The sequence below is a fragment of the Mycobacterium sp. M26 genome (assembly GCF_001494595.1).
Lineage (GTDB): Bacteria > Actinomycetota > Actinomycetes > Mycobacteriales > Mycobacteriaceae > Mycobacterium.
Genome location: NZ_LN929908.1, coordinates 2,736,320 through 2,762,113 on the forward strand (window position 1 = coordinate 2,736,320; position 25,794 = coordinate 2,762,113).

The 25,794-nt window shown below is 68.1% G+C and carries 23 protein-coding genes; 9 read left to right on the top strand and 14 right to left on the bottom strand.

Annotated features, from left to right (window positions below; all coding sequences use genetic code 11):
* Window positions 1-35: 35 nt before the first annotated feature.
* Together BN3385_RS28740 and BN3385_RS22385 are read left to right on the top strand one after the other, a co-directional pair.
* Window positions 36-587 (top strand): hypothetical protein, encoded by a 552-nt coding sequence (locus BN3385_RS28740; RefSeq protein WP_197415257.1) that lies wholly within the window; start codon window positions 36-38, stop codon window positions 585-587.
* A gap of 14 nt (window positions 588-601) precedes the next feature.
* Window positions 602-1,627 carry a DUF2330 domain-containing protein gene (locus BN3385_RS22385; protein ID WP_059020106.1) on the top strand — a complete coding sequence of 342 codons (1,026 nt, stop codon included), beginning with the start codon at window positions 602-604 and terminating at the stop codon, window positions 1,625-1,627.
* Between the two features lie 3 nt (window positions 1,628-1,630).
* Here BN3385_RS22385 and BN3385_RS22390 read toward each other — a convergent pair whose 3' ends face one another.
* The 3 genes from BN3385_RS22390 to BN3385_RS22400 all read right to left on the bottom strand — a co-directional run bounded on the left by BN3385_RS22390 (window position 1,631) and on the right by BN3385_RS22400 (window position 4,100).
* A complete protein-coding gene (locus tag BN3385_RS22390) occupies window positions 1,631-2,089 on the bottom strand; it encodes a hypothetical protein (RefSeq protein WP_059020108.1) in 459 nt (152 codons plus the stop codon).
* Window positions 2,090-2,190: 101 nt separating this feature from the next.
* Window positions 2,191-3,450 (bottom strand): histidine--tRNA ligase, encoded by a 1,260-nt coding sequence (gene hisS, locus BN3385_RS22395; RefSeq protein WP_059020110.1) that lies wholly within the window; start codon window positions 3,448-3,450, stop codon window positions 2,191-2,193.
* Window positions 3,447-4,100 carry an MBL fold metallo-hydrolase gene (locus BN3385_RS22400; RefSeq protein ID WP_059020112.1) on the bottom strand — a complete coding sequence of 218 codons (654 nt, stop codon included), beginning with the start codon at window positions 4,098-4,100 and terminating at the stop codon, window positions 3,447-3,449. Before BN3385_RS22400 ends, hisS begins: the two co-directional genes overlap by 4 nt.
* A 110-nt stretch (window positions 4,101-4,210) precedes the next feature.
* Between BN3385_RS22400 and BN3385_RS22405 the strand changes: the two genes are divergently transcribed.
* Both BN3385_RS22405 and BN3385_RS22410 read left to right on the top strand, forming a co-directional pair.
* Window positions 4,211-5,104 (top strand): peptidylprolyl isomerase, encoded by an 894-nt coding sequence (locus BN3385_RS22405; protein ID WP_059020114.1) that lies wholly within the window; start codon window positions 4,211-4,213, stop codon window positions 5,102-5,104.
* 6 nt (window positions 5,105-5,110) lie between these two features.
* Entirely contained in the window at window positions 5,111-6,088 is a 978-nt protein-coding gene (locus BN3385_RS22410; RefSeq protein ID WP_059020116.1) for a peptidylprolyl isomerase, read from the top strand.
* 1 nt (window position 6,089) lies between these two features.
* Here the strand turns inward: BN3385_RS22410 and BN3385_RS22415 are convergent, their stop codons facing one another.
* Window positions 6,090-6,968: a beta-keto acid cleavage family enzyme gene (locus BN3385_RS22415; protein ID WP_059020119.1), complete on the bottom strand. Its 879-nt coding sequence runs from the start codon at window positions 6,966-6,968 to the stop codon at window positions 6,090-6,092.
* A gap of 143 nt (window positions 6,969-7,111) precedes the next feature.
* Between BN3385_RS22415 and BN3385_RS22420 the strand changes: the two genes are divergently transcribed.
* Complete coding sequence (locus BN3385_RS22420) at window positions 7,112-7,399, top strand: hypothetical protein (RefSeq protein ID WP_059020121.1); 288 nt, start codon at window positions 7,112-7,114, stop codon at window positions 7,397-7,399.
* A 6-nt stretch (window positions 7,400-7,405) separates the two neighbouring features.
* Here BN3385_RS22420 and BN3385_RS22425 read toward each other — a convergent pair whose 3' ends face one another.
* On the bottom strand, window positions 7,406-9,334 hold the full coding sequence (locus tag BN3385_RS22425) for a primary-amine oxidase (RefSeq protein WP_286141845.1): 1,929 nt from the start codon (window positions 9,332-9,334) through the stop codon (window positions 7,406-7,408).
* A 79-nt stretch (window positions 9,335-9,413) separates the two neighbouring features.
* On the opposite strand from BN3385_RS22425, the gene BN3385_RS22430 reads away from it, so the two are divergent.
* Window positions 9,414-10,883, top strand: a complete 1,470-nt coding sequence (locus tag BN3385_RS22430; RefSeq protein ID WP_197415258.1) for a biotin carboxylase — start codon at window positions 9,414-9,416, stop codon at window positions 10,881-10,883.
* A gap of 6 nt (window positions 10,884-10,889) precedes the next feature.
* Here BN3385_RS22430 and BN3385_RS22435 read toward each other — a convergent pair whose 3' ends face one another.
* The 8 genes from BN3385_RS22435 to yajC form a co-directional block, all read right to left on the bottom strand.
* Complete coding sequence (locus BN3385_RS22435) at window positions 10,890-12,176, bottom strand: serine hydrolase domain-containing protein (protein ID WP_231748793.1); 1,287 nt, start codon at window positions 12,174-12,176, stop codon at window positions 10,890-10,892.
* Between the two features lie 40 nt (window positions 12,177-12,216).
* Window positions 12,217-12,984, bottom strand: a complete 768-nt coding sequence (locus BN3385_RS22440; RefSeq protein WP_059020123.1) for an SDR family NAD(P)-dependent oxidoreductase — start codon at window positions 12,982-12,984, stop codon at window positions 12,217-12,219.
* A 2-nt stretch (window positions 12,985-12,986) separates the two neighbouring features.
* On the bottom strand, window positions 12,987-15,341 hold the full coding sequence (locus BN3385_RS22445) for a RelA/SpoT family protein (protein ID WP_059022328.1): 2,355 nt from the start codon (window positions 15,339-15,341) through the stop codon (window positions 12,987-12,989).
* A gap of 43 nt (window positions 15,342-15,384) precedes the next feature.
* Entirely contained in the window at window positions 15,385-15,930 is a 546-nt protein-coding gene (locus tag BN3385_RS22450) for an adenine phosphoribosyltransferase (protein ID WP_059020124.1), read from the bottom strand.
* Entirely contained in the window at window positions 15,912-17,573 is a 1,662-nt protein-coding gene (locus BN3385_RS22455; RefSeq protein WP_059020126.1) for an ABC transporter substrate-binding protein, read from the bottom strand. The genes BN3385_RS22450 and BN3385_RS22455 overlap by 19 nt, the downstream gene beginning before the upstream one ends.
* A gap of 6 nt (window positions 17,574-17,579) precedes the next feature.
* The gene (secF, locus tag BN3385_RS22460; RefSeq protein WP_059020128.1) at window positions 17,580-18,827 is read right to left on the bottom strand and encodes a protein translocase subunit SecF; all 1,248 of its coding nucleotides are present in this window, start codon (window positions 18,825-18,827) and stop codon (window positions 17,580-17,582) included.
* 4 nt (window positions 18,828-18,831) lie between these two features.
* Entirely contained in the window at window positions 18,832-20,499 is a 1,668-nt protein-coding gene (gene secD, locus BN3385_RS22465) for a protein translocase subunit SecD (RefSeq protein ID WP_059020130.1), read from the bottom strand.
* Window positions 20,500-20,598: 99 nt separating this feature from the next.
* Entirely contained in the window at window positions 20,599-20,934 is a 336-nt protein-coding gene (yajC, locus tag BN3385_RS22470) for a preprotein translocase subunit YajC (RefSeq protein ID WP_059020132.1), read from the bottom strand.
* A 296-nt stretch (window positions 20,935-21,230) separates the two neighbouring features.
* Here yajC and BN3385_RS22475 point away from each other — a divergent pair, with 296 nt between their 5' ends.
* The 3 genes from BN3385_RS22475 to BN3385_RS22485 all read left to right on the top strand — a co-directional run bounded on the left by BN3385_RS22475 (window position 21,231) and on the right by BN3385_RS22485 (window position 24,844).
* Complete coding sequence (locus BN3385_RS22475; RefSeq protein WP_059020134.1) at window positions 21,231-21,908, top strand: nitroreductase family protein; 678 nt, start codon at window positions 21,231-21,233, stop codon at window positions 21,906-21,908.
* A 151-nt stretch (window positions 21,909-22,059) separates the two neighbouring features.
* Entirely contained in the window at window positions 22,060-23,400 is a 1,341-nt protein-coding gene (gene gabT / locus BN3385_RS22480; protein ID WP_059020136.1) for a 4-aminobutyrate--2-oxoglutarate transaminase, read from the top strand.
* A gap of 10 nt (window positions 23,401-23,410) precedes the next feature.
* Window positions 23,411-24,844 carry an aminobutyraldehyde dehydrogenase gene (locus BN3385_RS22485; RefSeq protein WP_059020138.1) on the top strand — a complete coding sequence of 478 codons (1,434 nt, stop codon included), beginning with the start codon at window positions 23,411-23,413 and terminating at the stop codon, window positions 24,842-24,844.
* A 33-nt stretch (window positions 24,845-24,877) separates the two neighbouring features.
* Here the strand turns inward: BN3385_RS22485 and BN3385_RS22490 are convergent, their stop codons facing one another.
* The gene (locus BN3385_RS22490) at window positions 24,878-25,786 is read right to left on the bottom strand and encodes an alpha/beta fold hydrolase (protein ID WP_059020141.1); all 909 of its coding nucleotides are present in this window, start codon (window positions 25,784-25,786) and stop codon (window positions 24,878-24,880) included.
* Window positions 25,787-25,794: the final 8 nt, after the last annotated feature.

Below are 25,794 nucleotides of genomic sequence, written 5' to 3' on the forward strand. Positions count from 1 at the left end.
ACGGCATGCCGCCCGCGGTGGCAGACTCCCCCGGCATGGACTCCCCCGAACCCCGCATCCTGCGGGAGGTCGGCGGTCTGGTGATCGCCGAGGACGGTCCGCTGGTGCTCGTGATCGACCGCGGCAACGGGCCACCGGCGATTCTGGCGTTCGTGACCGGTGTCCTCGCGCTGGTGTTCGGCGGGTTCGGCGCCGTCAGCCTGATAGCCGTCGCAACCGGCCACGGCGCGGGCCTGCCGGCATGGTTGTGTGCCGCACTGCTGGCCGTCGGGCTGCTCGCCGCCGCGATCAGCGCCGTCGTCGTACGCCGAATCCGGGCCAGCCGCGCGATACCGCTCAGCCGGTACCGGCCGGTGGCGGTATTCGACCGCGCCGCACGCATCTATCGCGGCGCCGACGGGCGCCCGATCGCCCCGCTGGATGCGGTCAGCTTTCACCGCCGGGTGCAGATGGGGTCGAGTTCGCTCAAGCTGGTGGCCCAGACTCCCGACGCCGCCTACACCCTGGTGCGTGGCAATCCCTTCACCGGCGGACTGGGCGATCTCGCCGCGGTGCTGACAAGCGCCGTCCACGGCGCGCCGCGCTGAGGCATCATGGCCTGATGCGCGCGACACGGCTGTTCGCGGCGGTCCTGCTGGCTGCCGGAATGCTGATCGGCAGCCCCGGTGGCCCAGCCGGGGCCTGTGCCTGCGGCGGCATCGTCAGCCCTGATCTGGATGCCAGGGTCACCGGTGAGCAGGCGCTCATCGCCCGCACCGGCGGCAAAGAAACGATCGTCATGGCCCTGGACGTCGAGTCGATCGCCGACAACGCCGGGCTGATCGTTCCCACCCCGGCGCCGGCCACCGCCAGCAGCACCGACCCGGGGATTTTCGCCGAACTGGCGCGGCTCAGCGCACCCCGGGTGGAACCCGGTGCCGCCTTGGGATCGGGTCTCGACGAGGCCGGCGCCCGGCCGGGCGGCACACCCACCGTCGTCGCGCAGGTCCAACTCGGCCCGCTGGAGGCCACCACGCTCACCGGCGGCGACCTCAGCGGGGTGCGCGGCTGGCTGGACGGGCACGGCTACCGGATGCGCCCCGAGGTCACCGCCCAACTCGACCCGTATCTGCGGGAGGGCTGGTCGTTCGTGGCGATGCGGCTCACCGGCACCAAACCGCTGAGCGGACAACTGGATCCGGTGCGACTGGACTTCGACTCCGATCAGCTGGTGTACCCGATGCGAATGTCGGCCGCCGCCAAGGACACTCAGCGCGTCGTGGTGTACACGCTGGCCGATCACCGGATGCAGCGCACCGACGCCGACGCCAACCGCCAGGCGGTCCGGGTGGACTACGCCGGGCCGATTCAGGGGCGCACCAGCGACCCGACGCTCACCGCGCTGAGCGACGGCAATCCCTACCTGACGAAGATCTCGACCACGATCACCGACCCCGCGGCCATCGGCACCGATTTCACGTTCGGGCCGGCCCCCTCCGACGATCCCTATCAGCAGGTGATCCGCAACGGCGAACCCGAGGACAACACCGCCCTGCTGGCGGCGGTGGGTGCCACGGTGCTCGTCGCCGTGGCGGCCGCCCTCATCGCCGTCGTGTGGATCCGACGCCAACGCAGGGCTGCGCGCTAGCGGTCAACCCGCGTCGAGTAGATGCGACGTGTCACCGGGCGTCGCACTGACCGAGGCCTTCAACCGGCCGAACAGATCGATCGCCGACTGGATGCTCTGGTCGACGACGGTCCCGAAATCGACACCGGCAGCGGTGCTGTAGCGGCGCTCGGCGACGACCCCGACCAGGCGCGGATCCGAGGACGCGAACACGGTCGCCGTCACCGGCGGGGAGGTCTCGTTCCACTGAGTGGCCAGCGCGGCCACCTTGGCGCGTGCGACGGCCGGGTAGTACCGCTCGGCGGTGATGCTGATCTTCACCATGCGGCGGTCCGGGCCGCACGGCTCGAGGTGCACGTGCAGCCGACCGTGATAGGCGTTGACGAGGAAGAAGTACTCATCGTCGTGGTGGCCGCGGAAGTACCGCACCTGCCGGGTGTGCAGGTAGCGCTCGATCAGTTCAGCACCGAACTCGATGGTCATACCCAGCAAACGTGTCGCGGACCGCCCGCAGTTCCCGAAAACACCAAGGTAGAGCGAAGAATCTGGTGAGAATTCGATAAGTCTACGGCCGCGACGGCGCGCTAGGTCAACCGCGAAAGCACCTCGGCGACAACCGAATCCGCGGACACATCGACCTGATCGCCGGTGGCCAGATCCTTGATCCCGACGGTGCCGGCCTCGATATCCCGGTCCCCGGCCACCAGGGCAAACCGAGCGCCGGAGCGGTCAGCGGCGCGCATCGCACCCTTGACCCCCCGATCGCCGTAGGCGAGATCGACGCGCACCCCGGCCGCGCGCAGCGCCGCACCCACCTTGGCCAGCTCCAGCTTGGCCTGCTCCCCCAGCGGGACGCCGAACACGTCGCAGCGTGTGGTGTTGCCGACCGTCTTGCCTTCGGCGCGCAGGGCCAGCACGGTGCGGTCCACGCCGAGGCCGAAGCCGATGCCGGAGAGGTCTTGGCCACCCAACTGCCGCATCAACCCGTCGTAGCGGCCACCGCCACCGATCCCGGACTGCGCGCCCAGGCCGTCGTGGACGAACTCGAAGGTGGTCTTGGTGTAGTAGTCCAGCCCGCGCACCATCCGCGGGTTGATGACATACGGGACACCGAGCGCGTCGAGGTGGGTCAGCACCGTGCGGAAGTGCTGCTCAGCGGAGCGTGACAGGTTCTCCAGCATCACCGGGGCGTCAGCTGTCATCTCCCGCATGTGCGGGCGCTTGTCGTCGAGCACCCGCAGCGGGTTGATCTCGGCGCGCCGGCGGGTGTCCTCGTCGAGGTCGAGCTTGAACAGGAACGCCTGCAGCAGTTCGCGGTACTGCGGGCGGCAGGTGTCGTCACCGAGCGAGGTGATCTCCAGCCGAAAACCGTCCAGGCCCAGCGAGCGGTACCCGGCGTCGGCGATGGCGATCACCTCGGCGTCCAGGGCGGGATCGTCGACGCCGATGGCCTCGACCCCGACCTGCTGGAGCTGGCGGTACCGGCCGGCCTGCGGGCGTTCGTAGCGGAAGAACGGACCCGAGTAGCAGAGCTTGACCGGCAGCGCGCCGCGGTCCAGGCCGTGCTCGATCACCGCGCGCATCACCCCCGCGGTGCCCTCGGGGCGCAGGGTCACCGACCGCTCACCGCGGTCAGCGAAGGTGTACATCTCCTTGGACACCACATCGGTGGACTCGCCCACGCCGCGGGCGAACAGCGCGGTGTCCTCGAAGATCGGCAGCTCGACGTCGCCGTAGCCCGCGCGGCGGGCAACGGCCAGCAGGCCGTCGCGCACGGCGACGAACTCGGCCGAGTCAGGCGGCAGGTAATCAGGGACACCCTTGGGTGCCTGGAATTCGCTCACAGGGGCAGACCTTCGAGGAACGGGTTGGTGCGACGTTCGAGACCGATGGTGGTGGAGTCACCGTGTCCCGGTAATACCAGAGTGTCGTCGTCGAGCACCAACAGTTTGTTGACGATGGACCCCAGCAGCGCGTTACCGCTGCCGCCGGGCAGATCGGTGCGGCCCACCGACTGTTTGAACAGCGTGTCACCGGTAAACGCATGATCTTGAACCCGGAACACCACCGAACCCCGGGTGTGTCCGGGGGTGTGGTCGACGGTCACGGACAAACCCGCGAAGTCCAGCACCGCGCCGTCGGTGTCGAGTTCGACGACCTGCTTGGGCTCCCGGAACAACGCCCCGAAGGCGATCTGGCCCAGTCGCGGGCCGAACCCCTTGATGGGGTCGGACAGCATGAACCGGTCCTCGGGATGGATGAAGGCCGGGCAGCCGAAGGTGTCGGCCACCTTCTGGGCCGACCAGATGTGGTCGATATGCCCGTGGGTCAGCAGCACCGCCGCCGGGGTCAGCCGATTGTCATCGAGAATGCGCCGCAGGGTCCCCATCGCGCGCTGACCCGGGTCGACGACGATGGCGTCGGTCCCAGCGCGCGGGGCTAGCACGTAGCAATTGCATGCCAACATGCCGGCCGGGAACCCGGTGAGCAACATGTGCACCAGTTTCCCATCCCCTGTTCGTGAGGGTCGCAGCCCCTGGTTTCAGGATGAACTGGCACACTCGGTGCCGACTGATCCACACGAGGACACGGAGGCTTCCCGCGGTGCCCACCAACGAACAGCGTCGTGAGACGGCCAAGCGCAAACTCGAGCGACAGCTGGAGCGCCGCGAGCAGCAGGCCAAGCGCCGCCGGCTGCTGGCCATCATCGGTGGCATTGTCGCGGTCGCCGCTGCGGTCGCCCTCGTCGTCACCTTCGTCCTGACCGATAAGGACAAGAAGAACGACACCACGGCCAGCGCGGCGCCGAGCAGCACGGCCGCCCCGGAGCCCTCAGGGTCGACCACCCTGGTCCGCGGCGGTCCCGGCCAGCTTCCGGCGTTCAAGGCTCCCGCTGATCTCGGCGCGAACTGCCAGTACCCGGCCGCCCAGCCGGCCAGCAAGCCGGTCGAGGCACCCAAGACCGGCAAGGTGCCCACCGACCCGGCCACCGTCAGCGCCAGCATGGCCACCAACCAGGGCAACATCGGCCTGCTGCTGAACAACGGCGAGGCGGCGTGCACCGTCAACAGCTTCGTCAGCCTGGCCCAGAAGGGCTTCTTCAACGACACTCCCTGCCACCGGCTGACCACCTCGCCGTCACTGGGTGTCCTGCAGTGCGGTGACCCGACCGGCAGCGGCTCGGGCGGGCCCGGCTACGAGTTCGCCAACGAGTACCCGACCAACCAGTACGCCAAGAACGACCCGGCACTGCAGCAGCCGGTGCTCTACCCGCGTGGCGCCCTGGCCATGGCCAACGCCGGCCCGGACACCAACGGCAGCCAGTTCTTCCTGGTCTACAAGGACTCGCAGCTGCCGCCGAACTACACCGTCTTCGGCACGATCGATGCCACCGGCCTGGCCACCCTGGACAAGATCGCCGCCGCCGGTGTGGCAGGCGGCGGCCAGGACGGCAAGCCGGCCACCGACGTGACGATCAAGTCGGTGCTGCTCGACTAGGCGGCGATGACCCAACCTCCGTACTACCCGCCGCCACCCGGGCCCTACCCGTATCAGCCGCCGCCGACCACCAACGGAATGGCGATCGCGTCGCTGATCTGCGCGTTCCTGTTCGCCCCGCTGGGCATCGTGTTCGGCCACATCTCGCTGTCGCAGATCAAGCGCAGCGGCGAGGAGGGCCGCGGCCTGGCCATCGCGGGCCTGGTGATCAGCTACCTGGTGACGGTGCTGACGATCCTGGCGGTGATCGCCGGTGTGGTGTTGTTCGGGTGGGCAGCCAAAGTGGTGCGCGAGGAGGCCGCCCGCAACGGCGGGGCGGGTATTCCCAGTGCGCCCGGCCCGGGCGGTACCCAGTTACCGCCGTTCAAGCCGCCGGCCGGGTTGGGTGCCAACTGCACCTATCCCGCGACGGTCACCCCGGCCGACAAAGCGGTGCGCCCGCCGCGACCCGGCAAGGTGCCCACCGTTCCGGCCACGGTGAACGCGACGATGACGACCAACGCGGGCGTGATCGGCCTGATGCTGGACAACGCCAAGGCGCCGTGCACGGTCAACAGCTTCGTCAGCCTGGCCCAGCAGGGCTACTTCGACGGCACTCCGTGCCATCGGCTGACCGCTTCGGCCGCACTCGCGGTGCTGCAGTGCGGGGACCCGACGGGCTCGGGGCAGGGTGGTCCGGGGTACCGGTTCGCCAACGAGTACCCGACCAACCAGTACCGGCCGTTCGACCCGGCGCTGCAGCAGGGCATCGAATACCCGCGCGGCACACTGGCCATGGCCAATTCCGGGCCGGACACCAACGGCAGCCAGTTCTTCATCGTTTATCGGGATTCGCTGCTGCCGCCGACCTACACGGTGTTCGGGCGGGTGGACGAAACCGGACTGGCGACGGTGGATGCCATCGCCGGTGAAGGCATCACCGGCGATCCCGACGACGGCCGCCCGAAGAACAAGGTGATCGTCAGCTCGGTCCGGCTGGACTGAGCTACCCGCTGCGTGGCGGCAGGCCCAGGATGTCGGCGGCCTGATCGGGGGTGGCCACCGCACGACCGGCCTGCGCGCACAGTTCGACGGCCTCGTTGACCAGTTCGACGTTGGTCGGGGTGCGCTCACCGCCGTAGAACTCCAGCCCGACATGAAGATGCCCGCCGTGTTCGAGCGCGAGCGTGGCGACGCGGTTGGCGCACAGGTCACCACCGACCACCGAGACCGCCCACGGAACATCGCATCCCTCAAGCAATTCCAGGTAGGCCTCGAAGGCCCGCTCGGTGGGCGGCAGGCCGAACGGGGCACCCATGTATCCGCGTTCGGTGGAGAAGTAGAGCTTGATCATCGAGCCGCGCGGCAACCGGCCCGCCCGCCACCACGCCAGGGTGGCACGCAGGAAGCCGGGCTCGTAGATCGCCAGGCTCGGGCCGACTTTCGCGGTGTGGCAGATGTCGAAGGCGTGGGCGATGGTGTCGAAAGAGTTGCGGTACACCATCGGCCCGGCGGGCAGTCCGTCGGCGTTGGTGTAGCCCAGGTTCACCGACCCCGGGTCGGTCACCCCCAGGCGCATGCCGCGCCCGGCCAGCGGTACCAGATGCTCATAGGACGGCGAGAAGGTGCTGTCGAGGTGAATCGTGGGATACAGCAACGCATCCGGGCGCTGCGCCAGGATCGGTTGCCACGCTTCGACATACCGGTCGGCGGCCTCGTCTACGCTGATCCCGACCCGGTCGATGTGATTGTGGATGATCGCGGCACCGGCCTGCATACAGGCCAGCGCGTCCTCGACGATTTCCGCCGGTTCGATCGGCACATGCGGGTTGGTCTTCTTGGTGGTGACACCGTTGATCGCGCATTCGATGATGACCGGTTTCATCTGCGCTCCTCTCCGTCAGCCGCGAGCAGTCCCAAAATCGCATCCCGCGGGCGCATTTGTGCGACTTTGCCTCTACTCGCACCTGAGCCGTCCTATCGTTCTTGACGTAAGCGTCAGTAACGACGGACACCGCGGGGGTCAGCATGCGGAACCGTACACATCTCATCGGCGCGGCGGTGGCGGCCGCGGGACTGTTCGCCACACTCATCACCGGGCCACCCGCCGGGGCCGCACCCGGGCAGTGCCAGAACACCGCGTTCGCCGGTTTCGGGGGCGGGTACTGCGATCAGGCCGCCGAGGCCGACGGCAGCTTCAACCACTGCGAGACCTACACGGCGTTCGGGTTCAGCCAGCAGAACTGTTACCAGGCCTGCCTGGACGGCGGTGGGCACCCCTTCCCCACCGACATGGACTTCACCACACCCTGCTGAGCGCGCTCAGGTGTGGCAGGCGCCGCCCTTGGTGGTCGGCGGGGCGTCGATCGACGGGTTCTGGTCGAAGAATCCCGATGGCTTGAGCCAGAACGACACCGTGTCGACCGACATGATCGGCCACTCCTCCACCCGGGTGATGTGGTTGATGCCGAAGACGTACCACAGCACCACATCCGTGTTCTCCAGCGGCGCATCGTCTTTGATCCACTCGGTCATCCCGGCGCAGGCCTCGGACTGGGTCGGGTACGCACCGGCGGGCCAGCGTTCGTCGGCACTGTTGGCCGTCACCCACAGGGTGTGCCCGATCACCGGCGCCCGAAGATATTGCGGCGTCGAGGGATCCATCAACACCGGGAAGCTGGCGGTCGGCACCAGCTTGTAGGACACCGGGGTGCCCAGTCTGTTGGTCTTGTTGGGGTTCACCACCTTCCACGACCGCTGGGTGGCCCAGTCGAAGTCACGCGCAGCCTCCGATTCCGAGCGGATCGGCGTCGAGCGGGTCACCATCGCCAGACCGTAGGGGTTCTCCGGGGAGACCGGCGGGGCCACCGAGTCGACCTCCATCACCGTGTTCTGATCGCCGTCGACATCCATGTCGAGCCGGGCGACCAGGAAGTGCTGATGGAACGGGGCGTAGGTGTTGGTGTCGACCAGCGTGCCGTACGGCGGGGCCTGCTCGCCGTCGGGGAACGGCGTGGTCACCATGATGCCGGTGGCCCGGATCTCACATTCGATGTTGCCGTCCTGGTAGAACCGCCAGTACACCAGGTACTCGTAGTTGGCCACCGTGGCGTGAACCGAGATCACCAGCCGGCGCTGGCGGCGCACCTCGGCCCCGGTCTTGTGGTCGACGTGCTTCCACAGGACGGCGTTGTCCTCCTCGTGCAGACAGATCGCGTTCTTGACGGTGTAGGGCTCACCCTTGGTGTCGGGCAGGACGGCGTCGACGTAGACGATCTCACCCAGGCAGTCGCAGCCCAGTTCCAGCGAGGTGGTCATGAAACCGAGCCCCCACTCGCCGATGTCGTAGGCGGTGCGCCGGTAGTGGTCGAAGCTCGGATCGCGGTAGGGCACCACCATCTCGGCCAGTGACATCCGGTAGGCCACCTCGCGGCGGGTGCCGCGGTCATCGAAGCTCACCTGGTAGAGCACCGGGCCCTCGCGGTAGTTGAAGCCGAGCCGGATACTCCAGTTCTGCCAACGCAATTCGGTGCCGTCGAGGGTCAACGACGTGCCTTCGGGCTGAGTGATGTGAAGTGGCTTGAGATCGTCGCGCGGCGGGATCCCGCGCACCGACGGCACGTACTCGGAATCGACCTCGGGATGGCCGTAGTCGTGATTCTGCTCGATCTCCACCAATTCCAGGGTGTTCATGTCGACCAGCAGCTTGATCCCCGAGATCGGATGGCCGTAAGGGTTACCGTCCGGGGTCTCGCGCGCCCACAGGTCACACCAGCCCAGCCGCCGGTGCCGGTGCTGTTCGGGCATCAGCGCTTTGCCGTAGGTCCACACGTCGATGAGGATCAGGTCCATATCGGTGAACCCGCGCTGCGCCAGGGCGGCGATCACCTCCGGGTGCTCGCGCATCGCGTGGTCGACATCGTGGAATTCGTCGACGGTGAAATTGGGCATCACGCCGGGGATGTGCTCGACCGAGACGACGGCATCGCCGGTGAGGTCGACGGTGGCCTCGTAGGTCTTGTTCTCCTTGCGGTCCAGCAGCACCGCGAACGACGTCCTGGGGATCGCGTCGCCAGGCCGCCAGGCCTTCACCTCCGCCTTGGGCGGCTCCTTCAGCTCGATCGAGGTGAACCGGTAGCCGTCGTCGACGTGTCCGTCACGGCGCAGGATCTCGGCGGTCTGCCGGAACTCCTCTGCGCTGAGCGGCTCAAGTGGATGCTGGGCCATCGCTACCTCCTGGGTCGAGAGCATTAGTCAACCGTTTGGCAGTCATCTTTGTCTCCGTCATGACACAATTCGCCGCGAGGCAGATGTGAGTGAACGACAGAGCTTGATATCACGAGTCTTCGGATCCCGCGGGCTGAAGGGGATCTCGGAGATCCGGACATTTTTCCGGACCAACGAGCAACCGATTTTCTTCATCGGTCCCACGGCCTTCAATCTGCTCGGAATCGACCGCTGGGTACGGGGTTTCGAGTACATCGTGTACTACGACTCCTGGGACGGCGCGCATCCGCGGGTGTTCGCCCCGACCAGCCGACCCTATGTTGAATTCAATTCCAGCGAGGAGATCAACAACTACCTGCTGCGCGATGCCGAGGTGCAGCGGTTCATCGAGAAGCGCTGCGCCCCGCACAAGGTGCGCCCGATGGTCGCGATGGTGTTCTTCGACGAAGAGACCGAAGAGATCTGCGCCGAACTGGACTACGACCTGATCCTGCCGCCGGACTCGCTGCGCCGGCACCTGGACTCCAAGATCGTCACCACCAAACTCGGTGAGGAGGCCGGCGCCCCGTCGGTGCCCAACGTCCTGGACCGGGCCAGCACCTACGCCGAACTCACCGAGCTGGCCAGCAAGGCCGGTCTGGGTTCGGACCTGGTGGTGCAGACGCCGTACGGCGACTCGGGCAAGACCACATTCTTCATCACCAACGAGTCCGAATGGGATCGCGACAGCGAGGACATCATCGGCCAGGACCTCAAGATCATGAAGCGGATCAACAACCACGCCGTGGCGGTCGAGGCCGTCAACACCCGGCACGGCACCGTCGTGGGCCCGTTCATGACCGACCTCACCGGCTACCCGGAGCTAACCCCCTACCGGGGCGGCTGGTGTGGCAATGACCTGTTCCCCGAAGCACTTTCGGAGGAGCACCGCGCCACCGCCATCCGGCACGTGCAGCGGCTGGGTGACCGGCTGCGCAAGGAGGGCTACAAGGGCTTCTTCGAGGTCGACGTCCTGGTGGACCTCGACAGCGAGGACGTCTACCTCGGTGAGCTGAACCCGCGGATCTCGGGTGCCTCGTCGATCACCAACGTCACCGCCGGCGCCTACTCCGACATCCCGCTGTTCCTATTCCACCTGCTGGAGTTCATGGACGTCGACTACACGGTGGACGTCGACGAGATCAACGAACGCTGGCGTGAACTGGCCGCCGTTGATGTCTGGGCGCAGCTGATCATGAAGGAGCCCAACGACTCCGTCGAGCGCATCCTGGCCGCCCCGCGCACCGGCCGCTACCGCCTCGACGAGGACGGTGCGCTGCACTTCGTGGCGGTGACCAACGACTGGCATGACGTCACCCACGAGGACGAGTGCTTCTACATGCGGGTCTACGGGCCCGGTGACTACCGCTTCAAAGGGGCTGATCTGGGCATCCTGGTCACCAAGGGCCGGATGCAGACCAGTGATGGCCTGACCACGCGGTGCCGCCAGTACATCGACGGGATCCGGTCGATGTATCAGAGCGAGGCACTGGCCGAACCGCCGACGGTGATCCCGATCGGCTACGTGAAGTAACCCGGCTCAGCCGTGGCCGCGTTCGCGGCCCTCGACCACCCCGATCGGCCCGCTGAGGTTGGCCCGATGCCGGCCCACGCTCGGCAGACCGGCCGCATGCTGACCCGCGGCGACGAACGCGCGCACCGTGTCGAGCAGGTACACCGGGTTCTGTGCGGTCGGCCAGGTGGACAGCTTCACCGAGACCGTCCGGGTGGCACGGTCCACCAGCACCATCTGACCGTGGATGCCCAGGCACAGTTGCAGATCGCCGAGCACCCCGGGCATGAACCAGAACTGGTTGCGGTACCAGCCGCCGGTGAGGAACGGTTCGGAGTCCGAGGACGCAAACGCCGCCCTGATGTCCGGGTCGATGGTGCGCGCCTGGGTCAGCCACGCTTTGGGCACCACCTGCTTGTCGCCGACGAGCCCGTCGTCGAGCACCAACTGACCGAACCGGGCCAGATCCCGGGCCCGGGCCGACATCCCGCCGTCGTGGATCGCCGAACCCACGGCGTCACAGGTGATTTCAGCGTCGAACTCGGCGCCCAGCGGCTGCCAGATCAGTTGGGAGATCAGGTCGGCCATCCGCACGCCGGCGGCGCGCTCGCAGACCCAGCCCAGCATGTCGGTGTCGGCCGAGCGGTAGACGAACGGCCCGCCGTGCGGCGAGGACGTCGCCAGCGTGGTCAGGTAGGTGTACATGCCGCGGCCCTCGTCGCCGTTGGACCACGGCCGCCAGCCCATGTAGCGCTCCATCACCCGGACCTCGGCGTCGGGGTCGGTGTACTCCTCGCGGAACTGCACACCGCTGCGCATGTCGAGCAGGTTGCGTACGGTGGCGCCGTCGTAGCCGGACCCGGCGACCTCGGGCACGTAGGTGGTCAGCGGCTTGTCGGGGTCCAGGTGACCGTCGGCGGCCAGGATGCCGGTGATGCAGCCGACGAACGACTTGGTCACCGACATCAGCAGGTGCGCGCTGTCCGGGGCCATCGCGCCGTAGTAGTTCTCCAGCACGATGCGCCCGTCGTGGACGATCACCACGGCGTCGGTCCAGGTGTCGGCCAGCACGTCGGCCAGTGTCCCGGTGGCGCCCTCGAGGCGCTGGACCGCGACGGCCTGCGGCACCAGCGGATGCTGGTGGTAGTCCAGGCGGCGCAGCGGGCCCCAGCCGCGGGAGATGCGGTGGGTGGGGATGACCTCGCGCAGGTGCTGGAACGCCCACCGGTTGAACGGGGGGTCCTGCCAGTTCGCCAGGGTCACCTGCGACGGCTCAGCCGGGGGGAATCCGGCCATCAGAGACACATCCGCCATGGAAGAAGACCCTACAGGGACAGGCCCCGGCGATCGCCGGTCAGCCCTTGCCGCCCATCAGCTTGCCGGTCACCGTGATCAGCAGCCGCCGCGGCGCGATCCGGGTCAGCAGGTGGGCGGTGACCGCATTGGCCAGGCCGTCGACGAAGCTGGGCTTGCCCCCGTCGAGTTCCCGTAGCGTGCGCTCGACGACCTGGCGGGCGGTGCGCTTCTTGCCCAGTGCCGCTGATTCGCCTGCGATGTCGAAGAATTCGGTGTCGGTGGCGCCGGGGCAGACGGCCAGCACCCGGATGCCGTGCGGCTTCTCCTCGGCCCATAGCGCCTCGCTGAACGACAGCACGAACGCCTTCGTCGCGCCGTAGACGGCCATGTGCGGCACCGGCTGGAATCCGGCGGTGGAGGCGATGTTGATGATCGTGCCCCGCCCGCGGGTGCGCATCCCGGGTAGGTAGCGCACGGTCAGGTCGACCAGGGTGGCGCAGTTGAGCTGGATCTCGTCGGCCATCCGCTGCGGATCGGCGTCGATGAGGTCGCCGTGGGTGCCGAAGCCGGCATTGTTGACCAGCACGTCCACGCTGATACCTGCGGCGTCGGTGGCCGCGACCAGCTCGGCGCCGGCCGCCGCGGTGGCCAGGTCGCGGGCCAGCACGGTGACGGTGACGCCGTGGGCCGATCGCAGTTCCTCGGCCAGCGCCTCCAGGGACTCCTGGCGCCGGGCGACGAGGACCAGGTCGTGGCCCTTCGCGGCGAACGCCCGCGCGTATTCGGCGCCCAGTCCTGCTGATGCTCCGGTGATCAGTGTCGCCATGGCTATGCCGCGCTTGTCACTCGATAGACGTCGTACACGCCTTCGACATTACGCACCGCATTGAGCACATGACCCAGGTGTTTGGGGTCACCCATCTCGAAGGTGAAGCGGCTGATGGCAACCCGGTCGTTGGAGGTGGTCACCGACGCCGACAGGATGTTGACCCGCTCGTCGGCCAGTACCCGGGTGACATCAGAGAGCAACCGGTGCCGATCGAGTGCCTCGACCTGGATGGCCACCAGGAACACCGACGTCGGGGAGGGCGCCCAGTGCACCTCGATGATGCGCTCGGCCTGCTGCTGCAGGGAAGCCGCGTTGGTGCAGTCGGTGCGGTGCACACTGACCCCGCCGCCGCGGGTGACGAAGCCCATGATGTTGTCGCCGGGTACCGGGGTGCAGCACTTGGCCAGCTTGGTCAGTGTGCCCGGCGCACCGGGCACCGCCACCCCGGTGTCGTCGGTGCTGCGCTGACGCACCGGCATGGTCGCAGGCGTATACCGTTCGGCCAGTTCATCTTCGGCGCTGTCGGTGCCGCCGAGCTGGGCCAGCAGCCGCTGCACCACGTGCCGTGGCGAGACGTGCCCCTCGCCGACGGCGGTGTAGAGCGCCGAGACGTCGGCGTAGCGCAACTCCTGGGCCAGCGCGGCCATTGCCTCGCCGTTGACCAAGCGCTGCAACGGAAGTCCGCCGCGGCGCACCTCCCGGGCAATGGAGTCCTTACCGGCCTCCAGCGCCTCCTCGCGGCGCTCCTTGGCGAACCATTGCCGGATCTTGGCCTTGGCGCGCGGCGAGACCACAAAGCTCTGCCAGTCCCGCGACGGTCCGGCGTTGGGGGCTTTGGAGGTGAAAACCTCCACCACTTCCCCATTTTCGAGCTTGCGTTCCAGCGCCACCAGCCGGCCGTTGACCCGGGCGCCGATACAGCGGTGGCCGACCTCGGTGTGCACGGCGTAGGCGAAGTCCACCGGGGTGGACCCGGCGGGCAGCGTGATCACGTCCCCCTTGGGGGTGAATACGAAGATCTCCTGGACGGCCAGGTCGTAGCGCAGCGACTCGAGGAACTCGCCCGGGTCGGCGGCTTCCCGCTGCCAGTCGAGAAGCTGGCGCATCCAGGCCATGTCGTCGATCTCGGCGGCGGCGTGCGGATGCGGAACTCCGTTGCGGCCCTTGGCTTCCTTGTAGCGCCAGTGGGCGGCGATGCCGTACTCGGCGGTGCGGTGCATGTCGCGGGTGCGGATCTGCACCTCCAGCGGCTTACCCTCCGGGCCAACGACGGTGGTGTGCAGCGACTGGTACACCCCGTAGCGGGGCTGGGCGATGTAGTCCTTGAACCGGCCCGGCATCGGCTGCCACAGCGAATGCACCACGCCCACAGCGGCATAACAGTCGCGGATCTCGTCGCACAGGATGCGCACACCCACCAGGTCGTGGATGTCGTCGAAGTCACGGCCCTTGACGATCATCTTCTGGTAGATCGACCAGTAGTGCTTGGGCCTGCCCTCGACGGCGGCGCTGATCTTCATCCCGGACAGCGCGGTGATGATCTCGGCGCGCACCTTGGCCAGGTAGGTGTCGCGCGAGGGCGCCCGGTCGGCGACCAGGCGCACGATCTCGTCGTAGCGCTTGGGGTGCAGGATCGCGAAGGACAGATCCTCCAACTCCCATTTGACGGTGGCCATTCCGAGCCGATGAGCAAGGGGGGCAATGACTTCCAGCGTCTCGCGGGCCTTGCGGGCCTGCTTCTCCGGCGGCAGGAACCGCATGGTCCGCATATTGTGTAGCCGGTCGGCGACCTTGATGACCAGCACCCGGGGGTCGCGGGCCATCGCGATGATCATCTTGCGGATGGTCTCGCCCTCGGCGGCGCTGCCGAGCACCACCTTGTCCAGCTTGGTCACACCGTCGACCAGGTGGCCCACCTCGTCGCCGAAGTCGGCGGTCAGCGCCTCCAGCGTGTAGCCGGTGTCCTCGACGGTGTCGTGCAACAGAGCGGCCACCAGCGTGGTGGTGTCCATCCCGAGTTCGGCGAGGATGTTGGCCACCGCCAGCGGGTGCGTGATGTAGGGGTCACCGGAGCGACGCAGCTGGTCGGCGTGCTTGGCCTCGGCCACGTCGTAGGCCCGCTGCAGCAGCGCCAGGTCGGCCTTCGGGTAGATCTCGCGGTGTACCGCCACCAGCGGTTCGAGCACCGGGTTGAGGGTGCTGCGCTGGGAGGTCATCCGGCGGGCCAGCCGGGCGCGCACCCGGCGCGACGCGCTGCTGGTGGTCTTCGGGGTGTCGACCCGCGGTTCGGCGGGTGGGATGTCGGCGACCGGCATGGGTTGGACCGCCGCGCTCCGGCCCGGTTCGTCCGCCATGGTCACCTCCTCGCGCTCGCCCCCGTAGAGCGAGGATATCGCCTCAGATGCTGCGCAAGCTGCGCACCGGCAACGGGGCCACCTTCTCGCGTCCGCCCAGCGCGGACAGTTCCAGCACCACCGCCGCCACCGGCACCTCGGCGCCGCCGGTGACCAGCAGATTGTGCGCAGCGGCGATGGTGCCGCCGGTGGCCAGCACGTCGTCGATGATCACGACCCGCCGGCCGCGCAGGTCGATCCCGTCGGCCGGGATCTCCAGCGTGGCAGTGCCGTACTCGAGGTCGTAGGTCTGGCTGTGCACCGGCGGCGGTAGCTTGCCGCCCTTGCGGATGGCCAGCACCCCGATACCGAGGCGGTGCGCCACCGCGCCGCCAAGCAGGAACCCGCGGGCGTCGATGCCGGCGACCAGGTCGGCCCCCGCCGAGATCTCGGCCAGCGCCGAGGTGACCACGGCGAAACCGTGGGTGTCGGCGAGCACCGGGGTGAGGTCCTTGAACTGGATGCCCGGCTCGGGGAAGTCGGGGACCTCGCGGGTCAACCCGGCGATCACGTCGGCGACGGATTCGGAACTCACTGCTCGTACACCCATCGGTCCATGTTCCAGCCCGCGCCCCACTTGGTCGGATTGCCTTCCACGGCATACATCTTCTTCGACGCCATCACCGTGCGCTGCTGACGGTACAGCGGCAGTGTCGGCATGTCGCCCCACAGGATCGGCGAGCTGTCCCCCAGTAACCGGGCCTGTTCCTTCGGATCGGTGGTGACGGCCAGTGCCGAGATGATGCCGTCGATCTGCGGGTTGGAGTAACCGGGCAGGTTGTTGCCGTTGCCGCTGAAGAACGTGTACGCGTCCATCGCCGAGGAACCGGTGGAGCCACTGCCGGTCGCCCCGCCGGTACTGGCCAGCAGCACGTCGATCCCACCGTCGCGCAGGGTCTGCGGGCCGGTGGTGTCGGAGGTGGCGTCGACCACGGTGATCCCGGCGGCCGCGCACGATTTGGTGATCGCCCCGACGGTGGCGGCCAGCCGCGGGTTGGGTGCCTGATAGCCGATCCGCACGGTCAGCGGCTGACCGTTGATCGAGGCCCGCGCGGCATCGGGGTTGGCCGCACCGAACTGGCCGACGACGGCCGCACCCTCGACACCGCTGAAGGCGTTGTCGTCGGCCGGGTTGAGCCGGGCGTTGGAGATCGGCGCCTCGGCGTTGAGCGCGATCAGGTCCCGCGGCGTGCACAGTGCGACCGCGCGCCGGGCCGGCGGGCCGGCCAGCGGGCCCTGGGACGCGAAGATCAGCTGCTCCACACCGCCCGACGGGATCTCCGAGCGGTCGTAGTCGTCCGGGGTGGTCAGGGTGCCCGAGGATCCGGTGGCCACGTCGACCACCTGGAACGAGCCGTTGTTGAGCCGGTCCTGCACATCGACCCCGCGCGGCCACACGGTGATGCGCTTGGTGATCGGTTTGGCCCCCCACCACCGGTCGTTGGCGGTCAGCACCACCGCGCCCTCGGGCAGCACCGAGTCGATCTTGTAGGGACCCGACGACGGGAACTTCTTCAGATCGTCGCCCTTCATCCCCGGCTTGAGATCCCAGGTGGTGTTCCAGGCCTGGGCGATGCGGTCGACGGCAGCGGGATCCCCGGCCTGCAGTGTCTGCGCGACGCTGAGGCCGAGTTCGTCGTCGAGAACGTGCGAGGGCATCAGCGAGGTCGCGGTGAACAGCTGCAGGTAGTCCACGACAGCGCGGCCGGGGGCGAAACTCACCCGCGCCTTCTTCTGGCCGGGCTGGCATTCGACGTTCTCGATGTCGATGTAGCCGGCCCGGCTGGCCGCGGCGAACGCCGGGAAGCGGCCGGACTGGGCGGCCCACGCCAGCACCATGTCGTCACACGTCACCGGTTTGCCGTCGGAATACACCGCGTTATCGGCGATCTGGTAGTCCAGCACCAGCGGGTCGCGACCCACCACCGACACCGACCCGAAGTCGTGGTCGGCGAGCGGCTGCCCGTCCGGGCCGTGGATGGTGAAACCGGTGAGCACCCGGGCGAAGGCTTGCGGACCTGCCGAGGCGGCCCCGCTGACGGTGTTGGTGTTGTAGCTGATCAGCCGGCCGTCAACGGCGTAGTTGACCTGCTCGGCCGCGCTACCCGTGCACGCTGCCAACACCCCGGGCGCGAGGATGCCCAAGACGGCCGCCACTGAGACAGCGGCGGCGCGCCTGCGCCGGACAGCCATGTCGCGCTAACGCCCTCGGGTACTGCGCTTGCCCGTCGGCCGGCCCGCGCGGGAGCCTGACGGCCGCACCGGGCGGGCACCGGGCGCCGGCTTGTTGCCGGCGGCCACCGGCACCGGTTCGGCGTCGTCGCTGCCGTCGGTGACCTCCGCGGCGGTCGAAGCCGGCTTGCGCCGGTTGAGCACCCGGCGGGTGTGGGTGCGCACCTTGTCGGTGCGCTCCCGCATGCTCACCAGCAGCGGCGTGGCGAAGAAGATCGACGAGTAGGTGCCCACGATGACGCCGACGAGCTGCACCAGCGCCAGGTCCATCAGCGTGCCCACACCCAGCAGCCACACCGCGACCACGATCAGCGCGAGGATCGGCAGCACCGAGATGAGGCTGGTGTTGATCGAGCGCATGAAGGTCTGGTTGACCGCGAGGTTGGCCTGTTCGGCGTAGGTGCGTCTGGTCGTGTGCTCGAAACCGTGGGTGTTCTCCTCGACCTTGTCGAACACGATGACTGTGTCGTAGAGCGAGAAGCCCAGGATGGTCAGCAGACCGATGACGGTCGCCGGGGTCACCTCGAAGCCGACGATCGAGTACACGCCCGCGGTGACCACGAGGTCGAAGACCAGCGTCACCAGCGCCGAGATGGCCATGTACTTCTCGTAGCGGAAGGTGATGTAGATGGCCGCCAGGACCAGGAACACCACTAGGGCGATCAGGGCCTTCTGGGTGATCTGGCCACCCCAGGTTTCCGAGACCGCCGAGTCGCTGATCGCCTTCTCACTGGGCTGGCCGTCGGAACCCTTCGGCTTGAACGCGTCGAACAGCGCGGTGCGCAACTGCTCGGTCTGCGGGTTGGTCAGGGTCTCCGAACGGATCTGGATGGTCGCCGTCGCCCCGTTACCGACCTGGACCACCGACTCCGGGCTCTTGCCCAGGGTCTTGCTGAAGACGTCCTCGACCTGCTGGGTGGTGGCGATGCCGGTGGCACCGTTCACCGGCAGCGACATCTTGGTGCCGCCTTCGAAGTCGATGCCGAAGGTGAAGCCCTTGACCACGATGCTGATCACCGCGGCGGCCACGATCAGACCGCTGATCGCGTACCACATCTTGCGCCTGCCGATGACCTCGAAGGCGCCGGTGCCGGTGTAGAGGCGGACGAAGAAGTTGTGCTTGGGCGCAGCGGACTCGAGGTTGGGCGCCTCGACGGCGCTGGACTCGGTGTCCTCGGCGATGTCGGTGTCGATGTCGGTGTCGTCCTTGGCCATGGGCTTACCCCCGTCCCGTCACAGAAGCGGCAGCGCGACGTTCCCGGGCGATCTGCTGCACCGCCCCGAGACCGTTGAGCGACGGCTTCGCCATCGTCGGCGACTTCGACGCCAGGTAGATCAGCGGCCAGGTCACCAGGAACACCACGACCACGTCGAGGATGGTGGTCAGGCCGAGGGTGAAGGCGAAGCCCTTCACCTGGCCGACCGCCAGGAAGTACAGCACCGCCGCGGCCAGGAACGTCACCGCGTTACCCGACAGGATCGTCTTGCGGGCGCGCGCCCAACCGCGTGGCACCGCCGAGCGGAACGACCGGCCTTCGCGGATCTCGTCCTTGATGCGTTCGAAGAACACCACGAACGAGTCGGCGGTGGTACCGATACCGATGATCAGACCGGCGATACCGGCCAGGTCCAGGGTGTAGTTGATGTATCTGCCGAGCAGCACCAGGATGCCGAACACCATGGCACCGGAGGCCACCAGCGACAGCGCGGTGAGCACACCGAGCACCCGGTAGTACAGCAGCGAGTACACCAGCACCAGCGCCAGACCGATCGCACCGGCGATCAGGCCGGCCCGCAGCGAGGCCAATCCCAGTGTCGCCGAAACGGTTTCGGCCTCCGACGATTCGAACGACAGCGGCAGCGACCCGTACTTGAGGACGTTGGCCAACTGCTTGGCGGTCTCCGCGGTGAACGGCGGGTTGCCGCCGCTGATCTGGGTGCGCCCGCCCGGGATGGCTTCCCGGATCTGCGGAGCGGAGACCACCTGCGAGTCGAGGGTGAACGCCGTCTGGGTGCCGATGTTGGCGGCGGTGAAGTCAGCCCACGTGGTGGCGGCCTGCTCCTTGAACTCCAGGTCGACGACGTAGGCGCCGCTCTGGTTGTCCAGCCCGGAGGTGGCGTCCTTGATCTGATCGCCGCTGATGATCGACTTGTCCAGGACGTAGACGTACTTGTGGTCTTCCGAGCAGGTCACCAGCGGCAGGTTCGGGTCGTCGTTACCGGCGAGCACGTCTTCCTGGTCGCAGCGGCCCGCCATGTACTGCACAGCCAGCAGCAGCAGGTTCTGGTTGGTGCTCTGGCGCAGTTCCTTTTCGAACTTGATGCGCGCCGCAAGATCCTTGCGCGGGTCCGGCGGACCGGGCGGCGGGGCCGGCTGACCCGGCGCGGGAGCAGGTCCGGCGCCCGGCGGTGCGGGCGCGGCGGGCTGACCGGGGGCCGGCTGAGCGCCGGGCGGCGGTGCGCCGGCGCCGGGACGCTGACCGGCCTGGGCCTTGATGGCCTCGACAGGGATGGGCTGACCGATCACCGGGCGGACGTAGAGCCGCGCGGTCTGGCCCAGGTTGCGGGCCTCGTTGCCGTCGTTACCCGGAACGGTGATCACCAGGTTGTCGCCATCGATCACCACCTCAGAGCCCGACACACCCAGCCCGTTCACACGCGCGCTGATGATCTGCTGCGCCTGATTGAGGGCATCGCGGGTGGGTTTGGAGCCGTCCGGGGTGCGCGCGGTGAGCGTGACGCGGGTACCGCCCTGCAGGTCGATGCCCAGTTTGGGTTTGGCCTGCTTGTCGCCGGTGAGGAAGACGAGCAGGTAAACCCCGATGAGCAGGACCAGGAACAGCGTCAGGTATCGGTACGGATGCACCGGCGCCGAAGACGATGCCACGTTGTTGTCTCTCCTAGGTGTGTGCCGCGATCCGCTCCGCAAGGTGCCTGCGAGATCCGCCGTCGGTTCTCGGTAGAGGGTACGGGGTCAGCCTGGCGATCAGTCTTTGGTCAGGCGGTCCGCGTCGCTTTCGGTGATTTCCGCAGCTCCGGACGCCGAATCCTCGACCTCGGGTGTTTCGGGCTCGATGCGATCCCGGATCGCCAGTTTCATCCAGGTGGTGATGACGCCGGGAGCGATCTCCAGGTCGACGTAGTCGTCGGTGATCCCGGTGATGGTGGCCTTCAGACCGGAGGTGGTGTGCACACGGTCGCCGACCTGCAGCGACTCGTGCAGGTCGATCGTGGCCTGCATGGCCTTGCGCTGACGGCGCGAGGCGAACCACATGAACGCGCCCATGATGATGATCAGGGGCAAAAAGACAACTAGATCCATGACTGCACTTTCATATCGGGTGCGGGGGTAACGCTCCGGGGCCGACCGGCCCCGGGCCTCATAGCTGACCAGTCTGCCATTGCGCGGTTGCCGCTGTGACCGCCACCGTGTTGATTCCCCGGTCGCTTCGCTCTGCCCGCCGTGCCGATTCCCCGGTCGCTTCGCTCTGCCCGCCGTGCCGATTCCCCGGTCGCTTCGCTCTGCCCGCCGTGCCGATTCCCCGGTCGCTTCGCTCTGCCCGCCGTGCCGATTCCCCGGTCGCTTCGCTCTACGCACCGCCGGGAGAAAATGGCCGGATGGACCTGATCGAGACGCTGCGCAGCACCGGCACGGTGCGTGAGTTCACCGACGAACCGGTCGAGGACGCGGTGCTGGCGCGGGTGCTGGACACCGCCCGGTTCGCCCCCAGCGGCGGCAATGCGCAGGCCTGGCGGGTGGTTGTCGTCAAGGACCCCGAAATCCGTACCCGACTGCGTGACCTCTATCTCCCCGGCTGGGCCGACTACCTGACGATGAGCGCGGCCGGCCTGCGCCCGTGGTCGCCGGTCAACGATCCGGCCGCCGAACGCGACGCGCTGGCCACCGGCGCCGGGCAGGCCGCCGCAGCCCAGGGGTTCGCCGCCCACCTCGACACCGTCCCAGTGCTGCTGACGGTGTTCGCCGACCTCGCCCAACTGGCAGCCGTGGACCGCGACCTGGACCGCTACACCTTCGCCGGCGGCGCCTCGGTGTACCCGTTCGTGTGGAACCTGCTGCTGGCTGCGCGGGCCGAAGGCCTGGGCGGGGTGCTCACCACGATGCTCATCCAGCAGGAGGACGAGGTGAAGCGGCTACTCGGGGCGCCCGAGCAGCTGGCCCTGGCCGCCGCTGTCGCACTCGGCCATCCCGTGCACCAGCCGACGAAGCTGCGCCGCGGCGCGGTGGCGTCGTTCACCACGGTTGACCGGCTCGACGGGGCGCCGTTCCCGACATAGTGCAACTGATATCGTTGATAACGAGTGTCAGGACGACGTAATCCATTACATCTAGCGCCTTCGAAGCGGGTTTTCAGTTGAACCGTGTGCTCGCACCGATAGGCTCTGATCGCCCGCCTCGTGCCGCGCCGCATCGCCTAGGAGAACAGCTGTGACCACCCTCGAGCAGAGTCGCAAACTCGTCACCGAGATCCCCGGACCCGCGTCGATCGAACTGTCCAAGCGCCGCGTGGCCGCGGTGTCGCACGGCGTCGGCGTCACCATGCCGGTGTTCGCCGCCCGTGCCGGCGGCGGGATCATCGAGGACGTCGACGGTAACCGACTGATCGACCTCGGCTCGGGCATCGCCGTGACCACCATCGGCAACTCCTCCCCCCGGGTGGTCGACGCCGTGCGCGCCCAAGTCGCCGAGTTCACCCACACCTGCTTCATGGTGACGCCCTACGAGGAGTACGTGGCAGTCGCCGAGCACCTCAACCGGCTCACCCCGGGTTCGTATGAGAAGCGCTCGGCACTGTTCAACTCCGGCGCCGAGGCGGTCGAGAACGCCATCAAGATCGCCCGCGCCTACACCCGCAAGACCGCGGTGGTGGCCTTCGACCACGCCTACCACGGCCGCACCAACCTGACGATGGCACTGACCGCCAAGTCGATGCCCTACAAGAGCGGGTTCGGCCCGTTCGCGCCCGAGGTCTACCGCGCGCCGATGTCCTACCCCTACCGCGACGGCCTGATCGACAAGGAATGGGCCACCGACGGTGAACTGGCTGCCGAGCGGGCACTGACCGTCATCGACAAGCAGATCGGTGCCGCCAACCTCGCCGCGGTCATCATCGAGCCGATCCAGGGTGAGGGCGGCTTCATCGTTCCCGCACCTGGCTTCCTGCCCGCGCTGCGCGCCTGGTGCTCGGACAACAACGTGGTGTTCATCGCCGACGAGGTGCAGTCCGGATTCGCCCGCACCGGTGCGATGTTCGCCTGCGAGGACGAGGGCATCGAGCCCGACCTGATCGTCACCGCCAAGGGCATCGCCGACGGTCTGCCGCTGGCCGCGGTGACCGGTCGTGCCGAGATCATGGACGCGCCGCACGTCTCCGGTCTGGGCGGCACCTACGGTGGCAACCCGGTGGCGTGTGCGGCAGCACTGGCCACCATCGAGACCATCGAGCTCGACGGGCTGCTCGACCGGGCCAAGCACATCGAGAAGGTGATGAAGGACAAGCTCGGCCGAATTCAGGCCGACGACGACCGCATCGGCGACGTGCGTGGCCGCGGCGCCATGATCGCCGTGGAGCTGGTGAAGTCCGGCACCTCCGATCCGGATCCGGATCTGGCCAAAACCCTTGCCGCGAAGGCCCATTCGCAGGGTGTGCTGGTTCTGACCTGCGGCACGTTCGGCAACATCCTGCGTTTCCTGCCGCCGCTGACCATCAGCGACGAGCTGCTGGTCGAGGGCCTCGACGTGCTGGCCGGCATCCTCGCCGAAATCTAGGGGGCCCGCGGTGACGACCGTCCGCAACTTCATCGGCGGCGAGCTCGTCGATTCGGTCAGCGGTGCCACCATGCCGGTCGTCGATCCGTCGACCGGCGAGAAGTACGGCACCGCACCGGTGTCCAACGAACAGGACATCGACAACGCCTACGCGGCGGCGGCCACGGCGTTCGCCGACTGGAAGCGCACCACGCCGTCGCAGCGGCAGAAGGCGCTGCTGGGGTTTGCCGACGACGTCGAGAAGGCGGCCGCCGAACTCGTTGCGGCCGAGGGCCGTAACACCGGCAAGCCGAATCATGTCACCGCAGCCGAAGAGATCCCGCCGATGGTCGACCAGATCCGGTTCTTCGCCGGCGCGGCCCGCATCCTGGAGGGCAAGTCGGCCGGCGAGTACCTGGAGAACCACACCTCGTGGATCCGCCGCGAGCCGGTCGGGGTGATCGGTCAGGTGGCGCCGTGGAACTACCCGATGATGATGGCGATCTGGAAGTTCTGCCCGGCCATCGCGGCGGGAAACACGGTGGTGCTCAAGCCCAGTGACACCACCCCGGTCTCCACCGTGATGCTGGCCGAGATCGCCGCCAAGCACTTCCCGCCCGGTGTGCTCAACGTGGTCTGCGGCGACCGGGTCACCGGTGCGGCGGTGGTGGCGCACCCGACCCCGCAGATGGTGTCGATCACCGGCTCGGTGGCGGCTGGACGTGCCGTCGCGGTGAGCGCCGGCGGGCATCTCAAGCGCACCCACCTCGAACTCGGCGGCAAGGCCCCCGTCATCGTCTTCGACGACGCCGATATCGCCGCGGCCGCAGAGGGTATCGCCACGGCGGGCTACTTCAACGCCGGGCAGGACTGCACCGCGGCCACCCGGGTCCTGGCCCATGCCGGGGTGGCCGAGGAGTTGACCGCCGCGCTGGCCGAGCAGGCCGCCGCCGCGGCAACCACGTTCGGCCGCGCCCCCGGTGACGAGGACGCCTGGGTGCCGCCAGTGAACAATGCCAATCAGTTGGAGCGGGTGCTGGGCTTCCTGTCCGACGTGCCGGCTCATGCCACCGTCGCAGCCGGCGGAAACCGGCAGGGCGACAAGGGTTTCTACATCGAGCCGACGGTGATCGGTGGGCTGCGCCAGGAGGATCGGCACGTCCAGGAGGAGATCTTCGGCCCGGTGATCACCGTGCAGTCGTTCTCCGACGAAGACGAGGCGGTCACCTGGGCCAACGGCGTCGAGTACGGCTTGGCTTCCTCGGTGTGGACCAAGGATGTGTCGCGGGCGCTGAGGGTCTCGGCCGCATTGGATTTCGGGTGCGTGTGGATCAACACCCACATCCCACTGGTGGCCGAGATGCCGCACGGCGGCTACAAGTCCTCCGGGCACGGCAAGGACCTGTCGATGTACGGCTTTGAGGACTACACCCGCATCAAGCACGTGATGGCCTACATCGGCTGAGCCACTCCCCCGCGCGGTGCAGGGTCGCAGGACTCAGCCGAGTCGGGCCTGCACGGCCTCGACCGTCTCCACCACCGCCGCCGGGTCGTAGAGCATCACGTTGTGTCCACTGTCGGCGATGACCCGGTTGGTGGTGCGCAGTGCGTCGGCCAGCATGTCGTTGGCCCGGTGGATCTGGGCCTGGGTGTAGTTCTCCGGCGTGAGCATCTGCGGCGGGAAGAACTTGCCCGAACTCAGCACTGCCGCAGGGACATTCGGCAGCGGCGGTGCATTCCGGACGATCGCGAAGGCGTCGTCGAACAGCACGCCTTCCCCATCAGGAGTGGCCGGCACCCGCCCGTCGCGGTCGAACGCGGCGTTCTGCGTGGGACTGCCCACGGCCGGCAGGAACTCCGACACCGGGTCCACCATGACCAGGGCCGCCACCAGTTCGGGGTGAGTACGCGCGAACAGGTCCGCAACAAGACCGCCGTAGGAATGCGCCACGACCACGAACGGGCCGGACAGCCGTGCCGCACCGATCAACGCCACCAGGTCGTCCACATCATCGGTGATGTGGTGGGGTTGCGCGACCGACGTTGAGCGATCGGTCCCGTCGGGACGCGTATCGGGCCGATCGTAGGCACACACCATGGTGTGTGCGGCCAGAGTCGGCTGCACCGCCTGCGGACTGGGTCCGAGCCGGGCCTGCTCGATGATGTCGTACGGCGAGGACCGGATCGGGTCGTCGGGCGGGACCACGACGTTCCACGCCTCGGCGTAGCTGCCCTTCCCGGGAATGATGAGCACCGGCGGCGACCCGTTGCCCTGGCAGTCCAGGAACAACGAGCGACCGTCACCGACCGCGAACAGACCGTGCGGGGGCTTGTCGGCGCGGTACCCACACCCGGCCGCGAGCATGACGGTCGCCGCGGCCAGGGTGGCGAGGCGACGCGACGTCATCCCGCGAC